Below are 20,100 nucleotides of genomic sequence, written 5' to 3' on the forward strand. Positions count from 1 at the left end.
TTGACAATTACAATTGATAATTGACAATGGAAAGATACTTCAATTTCTTTTAGGAGAATCTACTTGATATATTTGGGCTAATAGAAGGCTTTTCGTATTTTTGCAACGGACTATTTAATAATTAATGTTTTAAAGCAAAATTAGAAATGAAAACAAAAGTATTTTTAGTGGTGAGTGCAGTTGCATTTTCTTTTGCACTGGCTTCTTGTGGTAATAAAAAGGCTGTAGAGGCTGAAGTTGTGGCTACTGATGGAGTTGAAGTTGCGGAAAAGGCACAGTGTGGCTTATGCAATAATGCAGATTCTACTACTTGTTCCAATGCACAGGCTTGCTGTAGTGCAGATTCTATTACTTGTACTAATACACAGGCTTGTTGTGATGCAGATTCTGCAACTTGTAAGGGGGATAAAGTTTGTGGTGAGGATAAAAAGGCTTGCGGAAAGAAAGCTTGCGACGGAAAGTAATTTTCACCAGGTTTAGGACTATATGTAGAGGGGGTTACAATAACGTAATCCCCTCTTTTGGTTATATTCTATAGCTTTATTTGTTTGAGGACTTATAAAATGAAGTTTTTTAGGTAAAAAAAGTAATGGATTTATTTGTGTGAAATGAAATAATCCATACCTTTGCACCGTAATTATGAAAATAAGGAGATTAAGATGATTCAGAACTTTATATATATTCTATTGTGTGGCATTATTATTCTACTGGCAAGGTTTAGTGGAAGTGAGTGTTGTGCGTGAATATATATGTAAGATGCGATGATATACGAAAGCCTTTCTCACTTCCCGGTGTGAAAGGCTTTTTTTATAGTAGAATATAAAAGTTATAAATACAATAGATAAGATGAGTGACAAGTTATTTATTTTCGACACAACGCTCCGCGACGGTGAACAGGTTCCGGGATGCCAATTGAATACTGTGGAAAAAATCCAGGTGGCAAAGGCGTTGGAAGCGTTGGGGGTGGATGTGATTGAAGCTGGATTCCCGATTTCGAGTCCGGGAGATTTCAATTCGGTTATTGAGATTTCAAAGGCGGTGACGTGGCCTACGATCTGTGCGTTGACCCGTGCCGTGCAGAAAGATATTGATGTGGCAGCAGATGCATTGCGGTTTGCCAAACATAAACGTATTCATACGGGCATAGGTACATCTGATTCGCATATCAAGTATAAATTCAATTCCAATCGTGAGGAAATCATTGAGCGCGCAGTGGCTGCCGTGAAGTATGCGCGCAAGTATGTGGACGATGTGGAGTTTTATGCGGAAGATGCGGGAAGAACGGACAATGAATATCTCGCCCGTGTGGTGGAAGCTGTGATCAAGGCGGGAGCTACGGTGGTGAATATTCCCGATACTACGGGTTATTGCCTGCCGGGTGAATATGGTGCAAAGATCAGGTATCTGATGGAGCATGTGGATGGAATCCATAATGCTATCATTTCCACGCACTGCCATAATGACTTGGGAATGGCTACTGCGAACACGATGTCCGGTGTGCTGAATGGTGCACGTCAGGTGGAGGTTACTATCAATGGTATTGGCGAACGTGCCGGAAATACTTCACTTGAGGAAGTGGCGATGATTATCAAATGTCATAAGGATATAGAGATTGAGACCAATATCAATACGCAGAAGATTTATCCGACCAGCCGTATGGTATCCAGTCTGATGAATATGCCGGTACAGCCCAACAAAGCTATAGTGGGGCGTAATGCTTTTGCCCATTCTTCGGGTATTCATCAGGATGGTGTGCTGAAGAATGTACAGACTTATGAGATTATTGATCCGCATGATGTGGGTATTGATGATAATTCCATCGTATTGACAGCGCGAAGCGGTCGTGCGGCGTTGAAGAATCGGCTTCAGGTATTGGGCGTGCGGTTGGATCAGGAAAAATTGGATAATGTCTATGAAGAGTTTCTGAAACTTGCCGACAAGAAGAAAGATATCAATGATGACGATATATTGGTGCTGGCTGGCGCCGACCGTACACAGAATCATCGTATTAAGTTGGAATATCTACAGGTGACCAGTGGGGTCGGTGTCCGTTCGGTTGCCAGTTTGGGGCTGAATATTTCCGGTGAGAAATTTGAGGCTGCTGCCAGTGGCAATGGACCGGTGGATGCTGCGATAAAGGCATTGAAGAAGATTATCGACCGCCACATGACTTTGAAAGAGTTTACGATACAGGCAATCAGCAAGGGAAGTGATGATATGGGTAAGGTACACATGCAGGTGGAATATGACAATCGTATCTACTATGGTTTTGGTGCCAATACGGATATCATTGCCGCGTCGGTAGAAGCTTATATTGATTGTATCAACAAGTTTAAATAGTGATGAGTGACTGGCTACAACAGTAAGCTACGAGTGACTGGCTACAGATTGAAATGTGGTAGTTAAAACAATTATGATTGATAATAAATAAGCTATATCTATAAGGTGATCAAGTCCCTTTGTAGTCTATAGCTTGTAACAAATAACTAAAACAATGAATACATTATTCGATAAGATTTGGGATGCCCACGTGGTACAGCAGGTGGAAGATGGTCCCACACAACTTTATATAGACAGACTTTATTGTCACGAAGTAACCAGTCCGCAAGCCTTTTCCGGTTTGCGTGCACGAGGAATCAAGTGTTTCCGTCCGGAGAAGATTTTCTGCATGCCCGACCACAATACGCCGACGCATGACCAGGACAAGCCGATTGAAGATCCGGTTTCGAAGGCACAAGTGGATACGTTGGCGAAGAATGCAGAAGAGTTCGGGCTGGCACATTTCGGCATGATGAACAAGAAGAACGGCATTATCCACGTGGTAGGTCCGGAGAGAGGACTGACATTGCCGGGGATGACTATCGTGTGCGGTGACTCGCATACTTCCACGCATGGAGCGATGGGAGCAGTAGCCTTCGGTATCGGTACGAGCGAAGTGGAGATGGTGATGGCGTCGCAGTGTATTCTTCAGACCCGTCCGAAGACGATGCGTATCACGGTAGACGGCACGCTGCGCAAAGGGGTGACGGCAAAGGATGTGGCACTATACATGATGTCGAAGATGACGACCAGCGGGGCTACAGGTTACTTTGTTGAATATGCCGGAGAGGCGGTGCGCAGCCTGACAATGGAAGGACGTCTGACGCTGTGTAATCTGAGTATAGAGATGGGTGCCCGTGGTGGTATGGTTGCTCCGGACGAGACGACTTTTGAGTACATTAAAGGACGTGAGTATGCTCCGAAAGGTGAAGCCTGGGATAAGGCATTGGCATATTGGCAGACATTGAAGAGTGATGACGATGCCGTGTTCGACAAGGAAGTACGCTTTGCCGCTGAGGACATTGAGCCGATGATTACCTACGGTACCAATCCGGGTATGGGTATGGGGATCACGCAGCAGATTCCTACCACTGAGGGAATGGGAGAGGCTGCACAGGCTTCTTTCAGGAAGTCTTTGGATTATATGGGCTTCCAGCCGGGCGAGCCGTTGCTGGGCAAGAAGGTTGATTACGTATTTCTGGGAGCTTGCACCAACGGGCGTATCGAGGACTTCCGCGCGTTTGCTTCCATCGTGAAAGGCCGTCGGAAGGCGGAGACGGTAGTGGCATGGCTGGTTCCGGGTTCCTGGGCAGTGGATGCGCAGATCCGTGAAGAGGGATTAGACAAGGTACTCGAAGCTGCGGGGTTTGCTATCCGCCAGCCGGGATGCTCTGCTTGCTTGGCAATGAACGACGACAAGGTACCTGCCGGAAAATATGCTGTATCAACCAGTAACCGTAACTTTGAAGGACGTCAGGGACCAGGTTCACGGACGTTGCTTGCCAGTCCGCTGGTAGCTGCCGCAGCGGCGGTGACGGGAGTGATTACCGATCCGCGGACGTTGATGGAGTGATGCCGTTGGCAGAGGGTAAAAATAGAAAGAAATACACGTAAAATAATAGGATAATGAAACAGAAATTCAATAAAATAATCAGCACCTGTGTGCCTCTTCCATTGGAAAATGTGGATACAGACCAGATCATTCCTGCACGCTTCTTGAAGGCTACTACGTGCGAGGAGAAGTTCTTCGGCGATAATTTATTCCGCGACTGGCGTTACCATCCGGACGGTTCTTTGAATCGGGAGTTCGTCTTGAATGATCCGACTTACGGCGGGCAGATTCTGGTGGCAGGCAAGAACTTCGGTTCCGGTTCCAGTCGCGAGCATGCCGCTTGGGCCATTGCCGGATACGGTTTCCGTGTGGTGGTGTCGAGCTTCTTTGCCGATATTCACAAGAATAATGAACTGAACAACTTTGTGCTTCCGGTAGTGGTGAGCGAGCTGTTCCTGAAAGAACTGTTCGACTCCATTTATGCTAACCCGCAAATGGAGGTAGAAGTCGACTTGCCCCAGCAGACCATCACCAACCGCGCTACGGGCAAGAGCGAACGGTTTGAGATTAATGCTTATAAGAAGCATTGCTTGATGAACGGACTGGATGACATTGATTTTTTGGTGGAGAACAAGGCGAAGATAGAGGAATACGAATTGAAGGCACGCGGATGACGTGGAACCTGTGTTCGCATGCCAAACAAATAATCACGAACAATGAACCATCCAAGAATAGAAATCATGGACACCACGCTTCGCGATGGTGAACAGACCAGCGGAGTCTCCTTTGTGCCTCATGAGAAACTGATGATAGCTCGTCTGCTGTTGGAAGAGTTGAAGGTGGATAGGGTGGAAGTAGCTTCTGCGCGCGTGTCCGAAGGTGAGTTCGATGCTGTAAAAATGATATGCGACTGGGCGGCACGCCGCAATCTGCTGCCACGCGTAGAGGTGCTCGGCTTTGTGGACGGCCGCACTTCGGTGGACTGGATACATGCTACCGGTTGTCGCGTCATCAATCTGCTGTGCAAAGGCTCGTTGAAGCATTGCGCCTGCCAGCTGAAGAAATCTCCCGAAGAGCATATCGCAGACATCCTTGCTGTGGTGGACTATGCCAACGAACAAGACATGGAGGTCAACGTCTATCTGGAAGACTGGAGCAACGGCATGAAAGATTCTCCCGAATACGTTTTCGAGATGATGGATGCACTGACGCAAACGAACATACAGCGCTATATGCTGCCCGATACGTTGGGCATCCTGAATCCTCTGCAAGTTATCGAATTCATGCGGAAGATGGTGAAACGCTATCCGAAAGCGCATTTCGACTTCCATGCCCACAATGATTACGACCTTGTAGTCAGCAATGTGCTGGCCGCTGTGTTGAGCGGTTGCAAAGGACTTCATACCACCATCAACGGGTTGGGAGAACGTGCCGGAAATGCTCCTCTCGCCAGTGTGCAGGCTATCTTGAAAGACCATTTCAGTGCTATTACGAACATCGACGAGAGTCGCCTGAACGAAGTGAGCCGCGTGGTGGAATCTTATTCGGGCATTGCCATCCCTGCCAACAAGCCGATAGTGGGTGAAAACGTGTTTACGCAAGTTGCCGGTGTGCATGCCGACGGCGACAATAAAAGCAACCTCTATTGCAACGACCTTCTGCCTGAACGCTTCGGACGCAAACGGGAGTATGCCTTGGGCAAGAACAGCGGCAAGGCAAACATCCGCAAAAACTTGGAAGACCTGGGATTGCAGTTGGACGAAGACGCCATGCGCAAAGTGACGGAACGCATCATCGAGCTGGGCGACAAGAAAGAGCTGGTGACACAGGAAGACCTGCCCTACATCGTTTCCGATGTCCTGAAGCATGGGGTGATGGAAGATCGGGTCAAGCTGAAGAGCTATATCGTCAATCTGGCGTACGGTCTGAAGCCTATGGCTACACTGAAGATAGAGGTCAACGGCAAGGAATATGAAGAAAGTTCCAGCGGAGACGGTCAGTATGACGCCTTTGTGCGTGCCCTGCGCAAGGTTTATAAGGTGACGTTGGGCCGTAAATTCCCGATGCTGACGAACTATGCGGTGAGCATTCCTCCCGGCGGGCGTACCGATGCTTTTGTGCAGACTGTCATTACCTGGACTTATGAAGACAAGGTGTTCCGTACGCGCGGACTGGATGCCGACCAGACGGAGGCTGCCATCAAGGCAACGGTGAAGATGCTGAATATCATAGAAAAGGAATACGCTGACTGTTGATCGCTGAATGATGGTTTTCGTCAGGAGGCCGTATACGTCGGAAAGATAGGAAATAGAAAGGTAGAGATCAAGTAGAATAATTACTAAAAGATAAGGAATAAATAGAAGACTATGGACTTTAAAATTGCAGTACTGGCCGGTGACGGTATCGGCCCCGAGATTTCTGCTGTAGGCGTGGATGTGATGACCGCCGTTTGCGAGAAGTTCGGACATAAAGTGAGTTATGAATACGCCATCTGCGGCGCGGATGCGATAGATAAGGTGGGTGATCCTTTCCCCGAAGCTACGTACGAGGCTTGCAAGAATGCGGATGCGGTATTGTTTTCTGCCGTAGGCGACCCGAAATTCGACAATGACCCTACAGCCAAAGTACGCCCCGAACAGGGACTGCTGGCCATGCGCAAGAAATTGGGACTGTTTGCCAATATCCGTCCCGTGCAGACTTTCAAATGCCTGGTTCACAAGTCTCCGCTCCGCGCGGAACTGGTGGATGGCGCGGACTTTATCTGCATTCGCGAGTTGACCGGAGGTATGTACTTCGGCGAGAAATACCAGGACAACGATAAAGCATATGATACCAACTTCTACACCCGTCCCGAAATAGAACGCATCCTGAAGGTTGGTTTCGAGTACGCCATGAAGCGTCGCAAGCACCTGACGGTGGTGGATAAGGCGAATGTGCTTGCCTCCAGCCGTCTGTGGCGCCAGATTGCTCAGGAGATGGCTCCCCAGTATCCTGAGGTGACGACCGATTACATGTATGTGGACAACGCTGCCATGAAGATGATTCAGGAACCGAAGTTCTTCGATGTGATGGTGACGGAAAATACGTTCGGTGACATTCTTACGGATGAGGGTTCCGTAATCAGCGGCTCTATGGGGCTGCTTCCTTCCGCTTCTACAGGTGAGAGTACTCCGGTGTTCGAGCCGATTCACGGAAGCTGGCCGCAAGCCAAAGGGCTGAACATCGCCAATCCGCTGGCGCAGATACTTTCTGTAGCCATGCTGTTCGAATACTTCGACTTGAAAGAGGAGGGTGCTTTGGTTCGTAAGGCGGTGGACGCTTCGCTTGATGCCAACGTCCGTACTCCTGAAATCCAAGTGGAAGGTGGCGACAAGTACGGTACCAAAGAGGTGGGCGCTTGGGTTGTAGACTATATCAAGCGTAGCTGATCACCTTGGAAAAATAGTCTCACGGGACGGGCAGATTCGTCTCGCGGGACGAAAAAAATAGTCCCGTGAGACGGAAAAATTCATCTCATGGGACGAAAAAAACGGTCTCACGAGAGGAAATCATCCATCTCGTGAGACCGTTTTCTGCTTTATACTTCAGGCAGTTCCTTGCTTCTGTGAAGTAAATTCATCTATCTCCTTTTTCAGCCGGAGCAAGAGATACATTATCCGGCATACATCCGTATCGGAATACCATTAAAACAACTGTAAAGCACCGTCTGCGCCGATGGTTGCGGTGATATATTCCGTTTTTTTCGTTTATTCTGTAGTTTTTCTCTATTTTTGTCCGAAGAAACCAAGTGATGGAGACATTCATTAATTAAGATTATCATGGTAAAAATAGCAAAGAACCTGACTGAACTGATCGGACACACCCCCTTGATGGAGTTGGCGGCATACAGTCGTAAGTATGGATTGGAAAAGAACATCATTGCCAAGCTGGAAGCGTTTAATCCGGCAGGAAGCGTGAAAGACCGCGTGGCACTTGCCATGATTGAAGATGCAGAAGCCCGCGGAGCCTTGAAACCCGGGGCAACTATCATTGAGCCGACCAGCGGAAACACCGGTGTAGGACTGGCAATGGTTTCCGCCATCAAGGAATATCACCTGATACTGACCATGCCCGAAACCATGAGCTTGGAGCGGCGTAATCTGCTGAAAGCGCTGGGCGCCGAAATCGTGTTGACGGACGGGACGACAGGCATGGCAGGTTCCATCGCAAAGGCAGAGGAACTGAGAGAGGCAACTCCGGGTTCCATTATCCTCCAGCAATTCCAAAACCCTTCCAATGTATTGGTTCATGCACAGACCACGGGCGAAGAGATCTGGGTGGATACGGATGGCAACGTCGACGTCTTCGTGGCCGGAGTAGGGACGGGAGGAACCGTTTGCGGCGTGGCGCGTGCCCTGAAGAAACACAATCCCAAAGTACACATCGTGGCTGTGGAGCCGGCTTCTTCTCCCGTACTGGAAGGCGGTGTGGCGGGACCTCATCGCATACAAGGTATCGGAGCCAACTTTATCCCTGTCATTTATGACGCTTCTGTAGTAGATGAAGTGCTGCCGGTGCCCGATGATGAAGCTATCCGCTGCGGACGCGAACTCTCGTCCACTGAAGGACTGCTTGCCGGTATCTCTTCCGGAGCAGTTGTCTATGCTGCCCGCCTGTTGGCGCAACGACCGGAGTTTGCCGATAAAACCATCGTGGCACTCTTGCCGGACACGGGCGAGCGATACCTCTCTACGGAACTGTTTGCATTCGATGCCTATCCGCTGGACTGAACAACGGGTCGGCATTTCCCTTTCCAGCAGAAACATGAGTCGTAAAAGCACTGAATATGAAAAAGTATCTCCTTTCTCTCTTTATATGCCTGTCCGGAGCCGCTCCGGCATTCTCTCAAACCTATCAGGAACTTGCCGAGCGCGCCATTGCATGCGCTGAGCAAGACAGCCTGCAACAGGCGGAAGACTATATCCGCCAAGCATTGAAACTGGAGCCTGCCAATCCGCATAATGCCTTGTTGTTCTCCAATCTCGGCATCATCCAGCGCCGGCAGCGCGAGTACGAGCTGGCTTTGGAATCCTACACTTTCGCCCTGAACATTGCTCCCCGTTCCGTTCCCATCCTCTTGAACCGTGCTGCGCTGAATCTTGAAATGGGGCGCAACGACCAGGCACGAATAGACTATTCGTTAGTTCTGGATTTGGATAAGGAGAATCAGGAAGCCCTTCTGATGTGTGCCTATATCTATGTATGCCAACACGATTTCAAATTCGCCCGTGCCGACTACGAACGTCTGCTGAAACTGGTACCTCAGCACTATAATGCCCGCCTGGGACTAGCCACTCTAGAGCAGAAAGACGGGAACCTGCAGAAAGCGTTGGAGATATTGAACGGCATGTTTGCCGAGAATGCGGAAGATGCAGCTTTATACGTGGCACGCGCAGGTATAGAACACGACATGCAACATCTGGAGCTGGCAATGGTCGATCTGGAAAAAGCACTGGCTCTGAATCCTTCGCAAACCGAAGCCTACCTGATGCGGGGACAGATCTACCTGACTTGGAAAAAGAAAACCCTGGCAAAACAGGATTTCGAGAAAGCCATCTCGCTGGGAGTGCCGCAAGCAGAGCTGAGAGAACTGTTGCGACAATGCAAGTAAAGGAAGGGTGTTTATCGCCCCTCGCTAACAGAACTTCCTTATCAACTCGACGAATTCCTTCCCGTATTTTTTCTTTTTGTATTCGCCGATGCCGCTGATGGTTCCAAACTCCTCCAGCGTCGTGGGGCGGGATATGCTGAGTTGATGCAGGACTTTGTCGGATAGCACGATATATGCAGGATAGCCTTCGTGGCTCGCCAGCCGTCTTCTCAACTCGGACAATGCCTCGAAAAGCTCCGTACTTTTTGTGTACGGCAATTCCAGAGGTAGTTCCCTGACCGGGACAATAGTTTTCCTTTTCTTTTCTTTCGTTGTAGTCGTCTCTTCCCGACGGATTACCGCAAGCTGCGCCCGTGCCCTTCCGAAGAGGACATCCCTGCCGCTTTCCGTTATTTTCAGATGATTGTTCTCATTGTAGGCAATTTCGAAATACCCCAGTTGCAACATCTGTAGCAGATAGTCTTGCCAGTCGCGGGCAGGCACATCGCGTCCGGCACCGTATGTCTTCAGGTCCTGATAACCTTTCTCGGCTATCTCTGCATTGATGTTCCCTCGTAGGATATCAACCAGCATGCCTGTGCCTATCTGCTGGTCGGTGCGGGCAATGGCACTTAAAGCCTTTTGCACGATGATTGTCCCGTCGAAACGTTGAGGTGGATTCTTGCAGACATCACAGTTGCCGCAATCTTCCGTGGTCGTCTCGCCGAAGTAGCTCAGCAGAATCCTACGTCGGCAGACATCAGCTTCGGCATACTGCTGCATGCGTTGTAGCTTCTCTAAATTAATGCCCTGCTGCCCGCTTTCCGTTGCAAATTTGGTCAGTAAGATAAGATCTGCCAACGAGTAGAACAACAGCGTGTCGCTTGACATTCCGTCGCGTCCGGCACGTCCTATTTCCTGATAAAAACTTTCTATACTTTTCGGTAAATTATAATGGATTACCCATCGCACATTGCTTTTGTCAATTCCCATGCCAAATGCAATTGTGGCGCACACTATCTGTATGCGATCATTGATGAAGTCGTCCTGTACCTCGTCCCTATACTTGGGAGCGAGACCAGCATGATAGACTGCCGCCCGGAGCCCGTGCTTTTGCAGCATCTGTGCCACTTTCTCGGTATTGTTCCGGCTCATGCAGTAGATGATTCCGCTTTCACCGGAGTGGCGGGCAATGAAATCCAGAATAGCCTTATTCTTCTCCTTCTGCTGGTATCCTCGTTTTACGGTGAGGCTGAGGTTGGGGCGGTCGAAAGACGAAATGAAGATTTTGGGCTGGTTGAGGTGTAGTTGTCGTATGATGTCTTCGCGCGTTATTTTATCGGCCGTCGCAGTGAGTGCGATGATGGGGATGTTTGGAAACATCTCATGTAAGAATCCCATTTGCGCGTATTCCGGACGGAAATCATGTCCCCATTGGGAAATGCAGTGCGCTTCGTCGATGGCAAACAGAGAGATGGGCATGTCCCTTAAAAGGTAATTGGCTTCTGCAATCAATTTCTCCGGCGAAATGTAGAGTAATTTTAGTTTTCCCTCCATGCAGCTACGGTACAAGAGGGCATTTTCCGTTTCATCGTTGCTGCTGTTCAGGGCACCGGCGGCAATGCCGTTGGCGCATAGCGTCTCCACTTGGTCCTTCATCAGCGAGATTAGAGGTGAAACGACGATGGCTATACCTTCGCGCAGCAGTGCAGGAAGCTGGTAACAAATGGACTTTCCGCCTCCGGTGGGCATCAGTACCAAACAGTCTTTTCCAGCAAGCAACGTACGGATAACTTCCTCTTGCAAAGGGCGGAAAGTGTCGTATCCAAAATATTTTTTGAGCGTTTGTAGCATTGTCTTAGATAAACTTTTGTGCTGCAAAGGTACATTAATTATTGTATATGAAACAAGTCAATATAAGTATTCATTTTATATCATAAACACATTATCAATAAGTTAAAGTTTCTTATTAAATAGGTTCAAATGCCATATTTCAACCTTTTTCGTTATTTGTGAATCAAAAATATGTACGATAAAAGTTGCGTATTTGAAAAAAATATCAGACTTTTGTAAAGTCTAAGGGAAAATCCTTTAGGTCTATTATGTATTTACAAACCCTAACCAGTTAATTCAATGAGTGATTTAGAAAACAAAAACCAGGAAGCGGCTCCTAAAAAGCGCCCTTACAACCTGAGAGAAAAGAAGGAAAAGAACGCTGCTTATCGTTCTTTGATTCGTCCGGAGTTGGCAGATGAATTGTATGACAAGATTCTGAACATTATCGTAGTGCAGAAAAAGTACAAGGATCCCGATTACTCGGCTAAAGATTTGGCAAAAGAGCTGAAGACTAATACCCGTTATCTGTCGGCAGTGGTGAACTCTCGTTTCGGCATGAACTATTCATGTCTGTTGAATGAATATAGAGTGAAAGATGCTAAGCATTTATTGACGGACAAGAGATATGCCGACAAGAATGTGGAAGAGATCAGTACAATGGTAGGCTTTGCCAACCGCCAGTCTTTCTATGCTGCTTTTTATAAGAATGTAGGCGAGACACCTAACGGATATCGTAAGAAACACGCAGAGAAGAAATAAACGATTTGCATTAAACAATGTGTAGATAAGGAAATATTCCGGAATACCCATTTCGGAATACTTCCTTTTCGTCTTTTTTATACTAACCCAATATCTTCCGATACATGAGGAAACAACTTATCATTTATGCCGCTTCTGTGCTGTTGGCAGCATGTGGCGGTTCGAAAACAACAACTGCCGAGGCAGAAAAATTTGATTATACAGTGGAACAATTTGCAGACTTACAGATTCTACGTTACCGGGTTCCCGGTTTCGAAAACTTGTCGCTCCAACAGAAAGAGCTGGTGTATTACCTTACGGAAGCTGCTTTGCAAGGCCGTGATATATTGTTCGACCAAAACGGTAAGTACAACCTGCGCATTCGCCGCACGCTGGAGGTAGTCTATGACGGATATAAAGGCGATAAGAATGCGCCCGATTTCAAGGCTATGGAAGTGTACCTCAAGCGAGTTTGGTTCTCTAACGGCATTCATCATCATTATGGTGCCGAGAAGTTTGTGCCGGGTTTTGCTCCCGAGTTCTTTAGAAAAGCAATATTGGAAACGGATGCTTCCAAGTTGCCGTTAGCAGACGGGCAGACTGCCGAACAACTGTGTGACGAACTGTTTCCGGTCATCTTCGATCCTACGGTCATGCCCAAACGGGTGAATCAGGCGGCAGGCGAAGATTTGGTGCTGACTTCCGCATGTAACTATTACGATGGAGTGACGCAGGAAGAAGCGGAATCTTTCTATAACGCAATGAAAGACCCCAAAGATGAGATGCCTGTTTCTTATGGTCTGAACAGCCGTCTAGTGAAGAAAGACGGCAAGACGGAAGAAAGAGTGTGGAAAGTGGGTGGCTTATACGGACAGGCTATCGAGAAAATCGTATACTGGTTGAAGAAAGCCGAAGGCGTGGCTGAAAACGAAGAACAGAAGGCAGTCATTGCCAAACTGATAGAGTATTATGAGACAGGCGATTTGAAAACATTCGATGACTATGCCATCTTGTGGGTGAAAGACCTGAATTCTCGTGTCGATTTCGTCAACGGCTTTACCGAAAGCTACGGTGACCCGTTGGGTATGAAAGCCAGCTGGGAGTCGTTGGTGAACTTTAAGGATCTGGAGGCAACGCGCCGTACGGAGATAATCAGCGGCAATGCCCAATGGTTTGAAGACCATTCTCCGGTGGACAAGCAATTTAAGAAAGAAGAAGTAAAAGGAGTTTCGGCGAAGGTGATTACCGCTGCTATCCTAGCAGGCGATTTGTACCCAGCAACAGCCATCGGAATCAACCTGCCTAATTCAAACTGGATTCGTAGCCAGCATGGTTCCAAATCGGTGACCATAGGCAACATCACAGACGCTTACAATAAGGCAGCTCATGGTAATGGCTTTAACGAAGAGTTTGTGTACAGCGACACGGAATTGCAGTTGATAGACAAGTATGCCGACCTCACCGGCGAACTTCATACTGATTTGCATGAATGTTTGGGACACGGGTCCGGAAAACTGCTTCCGGGTGTCGATCCGGATGCACTGAAAGCATACGGCTCTACCATCGAAGAGGCACGTGCCGACCTGTTCGGCCTCTACTACGTAGCCGATCCGAAGCTGACAGAGTTGGGACTTACCCCCGATCCGGACGCTTACAAAGCGGAATATTACACCTATCTGATGAATGGATTGATGACACAGCTGGTACGCATCGAACCGGGTAACAATGTAGAAGAGGCACACATGCGCAATCGTCAGCTCATTGCCCGTTGGGTGTTTGAGAAAGGAGCGGCAGACCGCGTAGTGGAAATGGTGAAGAAAGACGGCAAGACCTACGTTATCGTGAACGATTACGAGAAACTGCGCGGACTTTTCGGTGAGTTACTCTCCGAAATCCAGCGAATCAAGTCTACCGGCGACTATCAGGCAGCCCGTGACATCGTGGAAAACTATGCGGTGAAGGTCGATCCAACCCTGCATGCAGAGGTACTGGAACGCTATAAGAAGCTGAATCTGGCGCCGTACAAAGGCTTCGTGAATCCCAAGTACGAAGTTGTGACAGATGCAGACGGCAAGATAACCAATGTGAAAGTGACCTACGATGAAGGTTATGCCGAACAGATGTTGCGTTATAGCAAAGATTATTCACTCTTGCCTTCAATCAATGACTAATTACGTTCAGAGCCTGTTTGAATGTTGCCCAGCATGATTCAGACAGGCTCTCAAATACATTCCTCTATGGACTTGCATGAACAACTGAAAGATATAAAGACCCAACTCCGTCTCTCTATGAACGGGGCTGTGTCTCAAAGTATGCGTGAAAAAGGCTTGGTCTACAAACTGAATTTCGGCGTAGAGCTTCCACGCATCAAGAAGATTGCCGAAGGGTATGAAAAGAATCATTCGCTGGCACAAGCCCTGTGGAAAGAAGAAATTCGCGAATGTAAGATTCTGGCAGGGCTGTTGCAGCCGGTGGAGAGTTTTTTCCCGGAGATAGCGGATATATGGGTGGAGAGCATTCCGAATATCGAGATTGCCGAACTCACCTCTATGAACCTGTTCCAGCATTTGCCATATGCCCCTGCCAAATCCTTCCAATGGATTGCCGATGAACGGGAGTACGTGCAGACCTGTGGATTCCTGACTATTGCCCGCCTGCTGATGAAAAAAGGCGATATGGACGAGCGTACTGCAAACGAGTTTCTTGACCAAGCGATCTGTGCCTTTCTCTCCGGGCCTTATCATGTGCGAAACGCGGCAATGACCTCCATTCGCCGTTTTATGCAGCACAGCGAAGAACAGTCTTTTCTGGTATGCCGCCGGGTAGAAGGTATGGAACATGCCGAAACGGAAGCCGAACAATTGCTTTATAATCTCGTGAAGGAAGAAGTGGGCTAAAGTCCAAGCCGGGATTTTCCAAACGTCGTATTTGATATCCTTGACATGAGGGTTTCTGAGAATGTCAGATGACATGTGGATGACACGGATTGAACGTGTTGGTCTGCATGACGATATACTTCCAGCTCTATATCAGCTCTATATCAACTCCGTACCAACTCCATACTAACTCCGTATCAGTTCCAGGATTTTCTATATGGAGTTATTACGGAGTTGGTATGGAGTTTTTGCGTACTAGAGAAAAGGAGAGCATATGACTTGAGGCTGTAAAAAAGCGCTTTTATTCCTGCCTTGCTCTCATCTGATGCATTATTTTTATTTTTTTCTTTATTCTCGTTTGCTTTCCACAAAAAAGGCTTAACTTTGTTGGCTGTAAAACTGCGCCGACAAAAATGGAAAGTCAGAACGTAAAAGATACGGTAAAGCAGATATTCACCGAATATCTCAATGCGAACGGGCATCGTAAGACTCCCGAACGTTATGCCATACTTGATACCATCTACTCCATTGAAGGACATTTCGATATAGATACACTCTATTCGTTGATGGCGGATCAGGAAAATTTCCGTGTGAGCCGCGCTACCCTTTACAATACCATCATACTTCTCATCAATGCCCGTCTGGTCATCAAACATCAGTTCGGAAATTCCTCCCAGTACGAAAAATGTTATAACCGCGACACCCATCATCATCAGATCTGTACACAGTGCGGCAGGGTGACGGAGTTTCAAAACGAGGAGTTGCAGCATGCCATTGAGAATACGAAACTCAGTCGGTTCAGTTTGTCTCACTATTCGCTCTACCTATATGGGTTGTGCAGCAAGTGCGACCGGAACAACAAGCGTAAAAGAAAAGATAATAATAATAAAAAGGAAAAATGAAAGTAGATATTCTATTAGGATTACAATGGGGCGACGAAGGCAAAGGTAAAGTCGTTGACGTGTTAACTCCGAGATACGATGTCGTAGCTCGTTTTCAGGGTGGCCCGAATGCCGGACATACGCTCGAGTTTGAAGGACAGAAGTACGTGCTCCGTTCCATTCCCTCGGGAATTTTTCAAGGTGACAAGGTGAACATCATTGGTAATGGCGTGGTGCTTGATCCCGCTCTTTTCAAGGCAGAAGCGGAATCGCTGGAAGCATCGGGACATTCGCTGAAAGAACGTTTGCACATTTCGAAGAAAGCACACCTCATCATGCCTACTCACCGCATTCTGGATGCTGCTTACGAAGCTGCGAAAGGCGATGCCAAGGTGGGAACAACGGGTAAGGGCATCGGTCCTACGTACACTGATAAGGTCAGCCGTAATGGTTTGCGCGTAGGCGACATCCTGCATAATTTCGAACAGAAATATGCTGCAGCCAAAGCTCGTCACGAGCAGATTCTGAAGAGTCTGAATTATGAGTACGACTTGACGGAGATGGAAAAATCTTGGTTGGAAGGTATCGAATATCTGAAGCAATTCCCATTGGTGGACAGCGAGCATGAGATAAACAACCTGCTGGGCGACGGAAAGTCAGTTCTCTGCGAAGGTGCACAAGGCACGATGCTGGATGTGGACTTTGGCTCTTATCCTTTTGTGACCTCTTCCAATACCATTTGCGCAGGTGCCTGCACAGGGCTGGGAATTGCGCCTAACAAGATTGGTGAGGTTTATGGTATCTTCAAAGCATATTGCACCCGTGTAGGGGCAGGACCGTTCCCGACAGAACTTTTCGACGAGACGGGCGAAAAGATCGGTGCGCTGGGACATGAGTTCGGTGCCGTGACGGGACGCAAACGCCGTTGCGGATGGATTGACTTGGTGGCATTGAAGTATGCCATTATGGTGGACGGTGTGACGAAGCTGATTATGATGAAGAGCGACGTGCTTGACTCATTCGAGACAATCAAGGCCTGTGTGGCATACAACGTCAACGGGGAAGAGATTGACTACTTCCCGTTCGATATCAACGAAGGCGTTGAACCGATATATGTCGAACTGCCGGGTTGGAAGACTGACATGACGAAGATGCAGAGCGAAGACGAATTCCCCGAAGAATTCAACGCTTATCTTTCCTTCTTGGAAGAGCAGCTTGGTGTGCCCATCAAGATTGTTTCCGTTGGTCCAGACCGTGAGCAGACCATCGAACGTTACACAGAAGAATAGTAAATCGTTGCTTTTGTTGCCCAGGCAAGTTTGCTTGTCGGGGTGGCAGATAAATGTTCATTCGCCTCTACAGGTAATCATCGAAGGCTTGTAGGGGCGATATTCATTTAAAGGAGGTGTATAGGTCGTTCCTGTTTCGTACGAACGATTGTCTTTTTTTGCCACATTCCGGTGCGTGTCATTCATGACAGAAATGGGGATTATGCTGTAACTGCCGGAAATTCCTGTCGGTACGGATGTTGTAACAGAGTTATAACTTGTTGAATGATATGTATTCTTCGCTAATTCTTCCTAAAATGTAGAGGGAACAGTAGCAAAGTTCATCGTTTCCTTTTATTTTTGGCAAGCAATTTGTATTGTGTAAGATAAAGCATGGATTTTTAACCCTTAAAAACAGAAAATTATGGGAAATATGATAGGTATACAATGGATTATCTTTATTGGCATAGCCATAGCAAGTTGGTTGGTGCAAATGAATTTGCAGAGCAAATTCAAGAAGTACTCCCGAATCCCTACGGGCAATGGGATGACAGGGCGTGACGTTGCCCTTCAGATGCTGCACGATAACGGCATTGATGATGTCCAGGTGACGCATACTCCGGGACAACTGACCGACCACTACAATCCTGCCAATAAGACTGTGAATCTGAGTGAAGGTGTGTATGACAGCAACAGTATCATGGCTGCCGCCGTCGCCGCCCATGAGTGTGGACACGCCGTGCAACATGCCCGCGCATACGCTCCGTTGACGATGCGTAGCAAGCTGGTTCCGGTGGTGTCATTTGCATCGCAGTGGATGAGCTGGTTGTTGCTGGCTGGTATTTTGATGTTGAATACGTTTCCGCAATTGCTGCTGGCAGGCATCATCTTGTTTGCTATGACCACGCTGTTCAGCTTTGTCACTTTGCCGGTTGAGATCGATGCCAGCAAGCGTGCTTTGGTATGGTTGAGCAGTTCGGGCATTACGAACTCTTACAATCACAGACAGGCTGAGGATGCCCTTCGTTCTGCCGCCTATACTTATGTGGTGGCTGCTTTAGGCTCATTGGCTACGCTGATTTATTACGTTATGATATTTATGGGACGCAGGGACTAAAGCCCGTTTTTGATAAGGAATGCAAACAGATTGTCAGTTCGTATGGAACCGGCAATCTGTTTGTGTTATATAGGGGTGGCTGCGTATTCTGTCCTGCTCCATGCTTCAGTGATTCAGGTAGGCCGGATTATGTTCGGGGTACATTGTCTTTGTAGGATGTTTCCCTGTTTTTATGGGGAACGGGGCAGTCTGCGTGACGGGTAAAATGAGGTAAACGGATTGAAAAGGAACTCAAAAGAAGCTGAATAAGAAACTTTTTGAGCAAAACTTAAATAGGCTCTCGATATTTTGCTTTACCTTTGCGGCTAAAACAAATATTAAAAGAATAAATATGGCAGCAAAACCAAGTATTCCAAAAGGAACTCGCGACTTTTCGCCGGTGGAAATGGCGAAGCGTAACTATATATTCAATACAATTCGTGAAGTATATCATCTTTATGGATTTCAGCAGATTGAAACTCCTGCGATGGAAACACTCTCCACGCTGATGGGAAAATATGGCGAAGAAGGCGATAAACTACTGTTCAAGGTGCAAAATTCGGGTGATTACTTTTCCGGACTGACCGATGAAGAATTACTGAGCCGTAATTCAGCCAAACTTGCCTGCAAATTCTGCGAAAAAGGTTTGCGTTACGACTTGACGGTTCCGTTTGCCCGCTATGTGGTAATGCATCGGGATGAAATCACTTTCCCCTTCAAACGCTATCAGATACAACCTGTTTGGCGTGCCGACCGCCCGCAGAAGGGTCGTTATCGTGAGTTTTATCAATGCGATGCCGATGTGGTGGGCAGTGATTCCCTGCTGAACGAGGTAGAACTGATGCAGATTGTCGATACTGTGTTTACCCGTTTCGGTATCCGGGTTTGCATTAAGATCAATAACCGTAAGATTCTGACGGGTATTGCTGAAATCATCGGCGAAGCTGACAAGATAGTAGATATCACCGTAGCAATCGACAAACTGGACAAGATCGGTCTGGACAATGTGAATGCCGAGCTGAGAGAGAAGGGGATCGGTGATGAGGCGATTGCCAAGTTGCAACCTATCATCCTGCTGAGTGGTACGAATGAAGAAAAACTTGTCACCCTGAAGGAGGTGCTTGCCGACAGTGAAACCGGACTGAAGGGGGTAGAAGAGAGCGAATTTATTCTTTCTACGCTGAAGAATCTCGGGTTGAAGAATGAAATTGAACTTGATTTGACGCTTGCCCGCGGGTTGAATTACTATACGGGCGCCATCTTTGAAGTGAAAGCGCTCGATGTACAGATTGGCAGTATCACCGGTGGGGGACGTTATGACAATCTGACCGGTGTGTTCGGCTTGTCGGGTGTCAGCGGTGTGGGTATCTCTTTTGGGGCAGACCGTATATTTGACGTGTTGAACCAGCTTGACCTGTACCCGAAGGAAGCTGTAAACGCGACGCAGGTGTTATTTATCAATTTTGGCGAGAAAGAGGTTGCCTTCTCCATGCAGGTGCTCGCGCAGGTGCGTGCGGCAGGCATTCGTGCCGAAATTTTCCCTGATGCAAGCAAGATGAAGAAGCAGATGGGCTATGCAAACTCCAAAAACATCCCGTTTGTTGTCTTGGTGGGTGAGAACGAGATGAATGAAGGCAAAGTGACGCTGAAGAATATGGAGACCGGCGAACAAAGGTTGGTTACAGCTCAGGAGTTGATCGAAGAGCTTTGCTGAAACGTATGATATCCTGCTTTTCCGCTGCTGGATATTTGCGTAGGTTTGCAGAATGATTTGCAGATGCTACGCACGATACTGCTCTCGATATAGCGAAATGCTTCAGGCAAAGCGCTATATCGGGAGCAGTGTTGTAGATTACTTGGCTATCATTCTATTTTTTAATCATATCAATAATTATCTTCGCAAAG

Annotated in this window: 16 protein-coding genes; 15 read left to right on the forward strand and 1 reads right to left on the reverse strand. The window is 47.6% G+C overall.

The window, feature by feature from the left end; genetic code table 11:
• The first annotated feature begins 146 nt into the window (after positions 1–146).
• From QZ323_RS06280 to QZ323_RS06315, 8 genes are all read left to right on the forward strand, one after another.
• Positions 147–464, forward strand: coding sequence for a hypothetical protein (locus tag QZ323_RS06280; RefSeq protein WP_294633746.1), 318 nt, complete (start codon positions 147–149; stop codon positions 462–464).
• Positions 465–846: 382 nt separating this feature from the next.
• On the forward strand, positions 847–2,340 hold the full coding sequence (locus QZ323_RS06285) for a 2-isopropylmalate synthase (RefSeq protein ID WP_294633748.1): 1,494 nt from the start codon (positions 847–849) through the stop codon (positions 2,338–2,340).
• Between the two features lie 154 nt (positions 2,341–2,494).
• Positions 2,495–3,892: a 3-isopropylmalate dehydratase large subunit gene (gene leuC / locus QZ323_RS06290; RefSeq protein ID WP_294633750.1), complete on the forward strand. Its 1,398-nt coding sequence runs from the start codon at positions 2,495–2,497 to the stop codon at positions 3,890–3,892.
• A gap of 53 nt (positions 3,893–3,945) precedes the next feature.
• Positions 3,946–4,545, forward strand: a complete 600-nt coding sequence (leuD, locus tag QZ323_RS06295) for a 3-isopropylmalate dehydratase small subunit (RefSeq protein WP_294633751.1) — start codon at positions 3,946–3,948, stop codon at positions 4,543–4,545.
• Between the two features lie 66 nt (positions 4,546–4,611).
• A complete protein-coding gene (locus QZ323_RS06300) occupies positions 4,612–6,126 on the forward strand; it encodes an alpha-isopropylmalate synthase regulatory domain-containing protein (protein ID WP_294633814.1) in 1,515 nt (504 codons plus the stop codon).
• 111 nt (positions 6,127–6,237) lie between these two features.
• Positions 6,238–7,299, forward strand: coding sequence for a 3-isopropylmalate dehydrogenase (gene leuB / locus QZ323_RS06305; protein ID WP_294633753.1), 1,062 nt, complete (start codon positions 6,238–6,240; stop codon positions 7,297–7,299).
• A gap of 390 nt (positions 7,300–7,689) precedes the next feature.
• Positions 7,690–8,640, forward strand: coding sequence for a cysteine synthase A (gene cysK, locus QZ323_RS06310; protein ID WP_294633754.1), 951 nt, complete (start codon positions 7,690–7,692; stop codon positions 8,638–8,640).
• 56 nt (positions 8,641–8,696) lie between these two features.
• A complete protein-coding gene (locus tag QZ323_RS06315) occupies positions 8,697–9,521 on the forward strand; it encodes a tetratricopeptide repeat protein (protein ID WP_294633756.1) in 825 nt (274 codons plus the stop codon).
• 24 nt (positions 9,522–9,545) lie between these two features.
• On the opposite strand, the gene recQ is transcribed toward QZ323_RS06315, so the two are convergent.
• Positions 9,546–11,354, reverse strand: coding sequence for a DNA helicase RecQ (recQ, locus tag QZ323_RS06320; protein WP_294633757.1), 1,809 nt, complete (start codon positions 11,352–11,354; stop codon positions 9,546–9,548).
• A 279-nt stretch (positions 11,355–11,633) separates the two neighbouring features.
• On the opposite strand from recQ, the gene QZ323_RS06325 reads away from it, so the two are divergent.
• From QZ323_RS06325 to hisS, 7 genes are all read left to right on the forward strand, one after another.
• On the forward strand, positions 11,634–12,095 hold the full coding sequence (locus QZ323_RS06325; protein WP_294633758.1) for a helix-turn-helix domain-containing protein: 462 nt from the start codon (positions 11,634–11,636) through the stop codon (positions 12,093–12,095).
• A gap of 104 nt (positions 12,096–12,199) precedes the next feature.
• Positions 12,200–14,245 carry a dihydrofolate reductase gene (locus QZ323_RS06330; RefSeq protein ID WP_294633759.1) on the forward strand — a complete coding sequence of 682 codons (2,046 nt, stop codon included), beginning with the start codon at positions 12,200–12,202 and terminating at the stop codon, positions 14,243–14,245.
• Positions 14,246–14,311: 66 nt separating this feature from the next.
• Positions 14,312–14,971: a DNA alkylation repair protein gene (locus tag QZ323_RS06335; protein WP_294633761.1), complete on the forward strand. Its 660-nt coding sequence runs from the start codon at positions 14,312–14,314 to the stop codon at positions 14,969–14,971.
• Positions 14,972–15,363: 392 nt separating this feature from the next.
• Entirely contained in the window at positions 15,364–15,852 is a 489-nt protein-coding gene (locus tag QZ323_RS06340) for a transcriptional repressor (protein ID WP_294633762.1), read from the forward strand.
• Positions 15,849–17,120, forward strand: a complete 1,272-nt coding sequence (locus QZ323_RS06345; RefSeq protein ID WP_294633763.1) for an adenylosuccinate synthase — start codon at positions 15,849–15,851, stop codon at positions 17,118–17,120. The genes QZ323_RS06340 and QZ323_RS06345 overlap by 4 nt, the downstream gene beginning before the upstream one ends.
• A 403-nt stretch (positions 17,121–17,523) precedes the next feature.
• Positions 17,524–18,216, forward strand: coding sequence for a zinc metallopeptidase (locus QZ323_RS06350; protein ID WP_294633765.1), 693 nt, complete (start codon positions 17,524–17,526; stop codon positions 18,214–18,216).
• A gap of 331 nt (positions 18,217–18,547) precedes the next feature.
• Positions 18,548–19,909, forward strand: a complete 1,362-nt coding sequence (hisS, locus tag QZ323_RS06355; protein ID WP_294633766.1) for a histidine--tRNA ligase — start codon at positions 18,548–18,550, stop codon at positions 19,907–19,909.
• Positions 19,910–20,100 lie beyond the last annotated feature (191 nt).

The sequence above is a fragment of the uncultured Bacteroides sp. genome, assembly GCF_910585845.1.
In the GTDB taxonomy this organism is placed as follows: domain Bacteria; phylum Bacteroidota; class Bacteroidia; order Bacteroidales; family Bacteroidaceae; genus Bacteroides.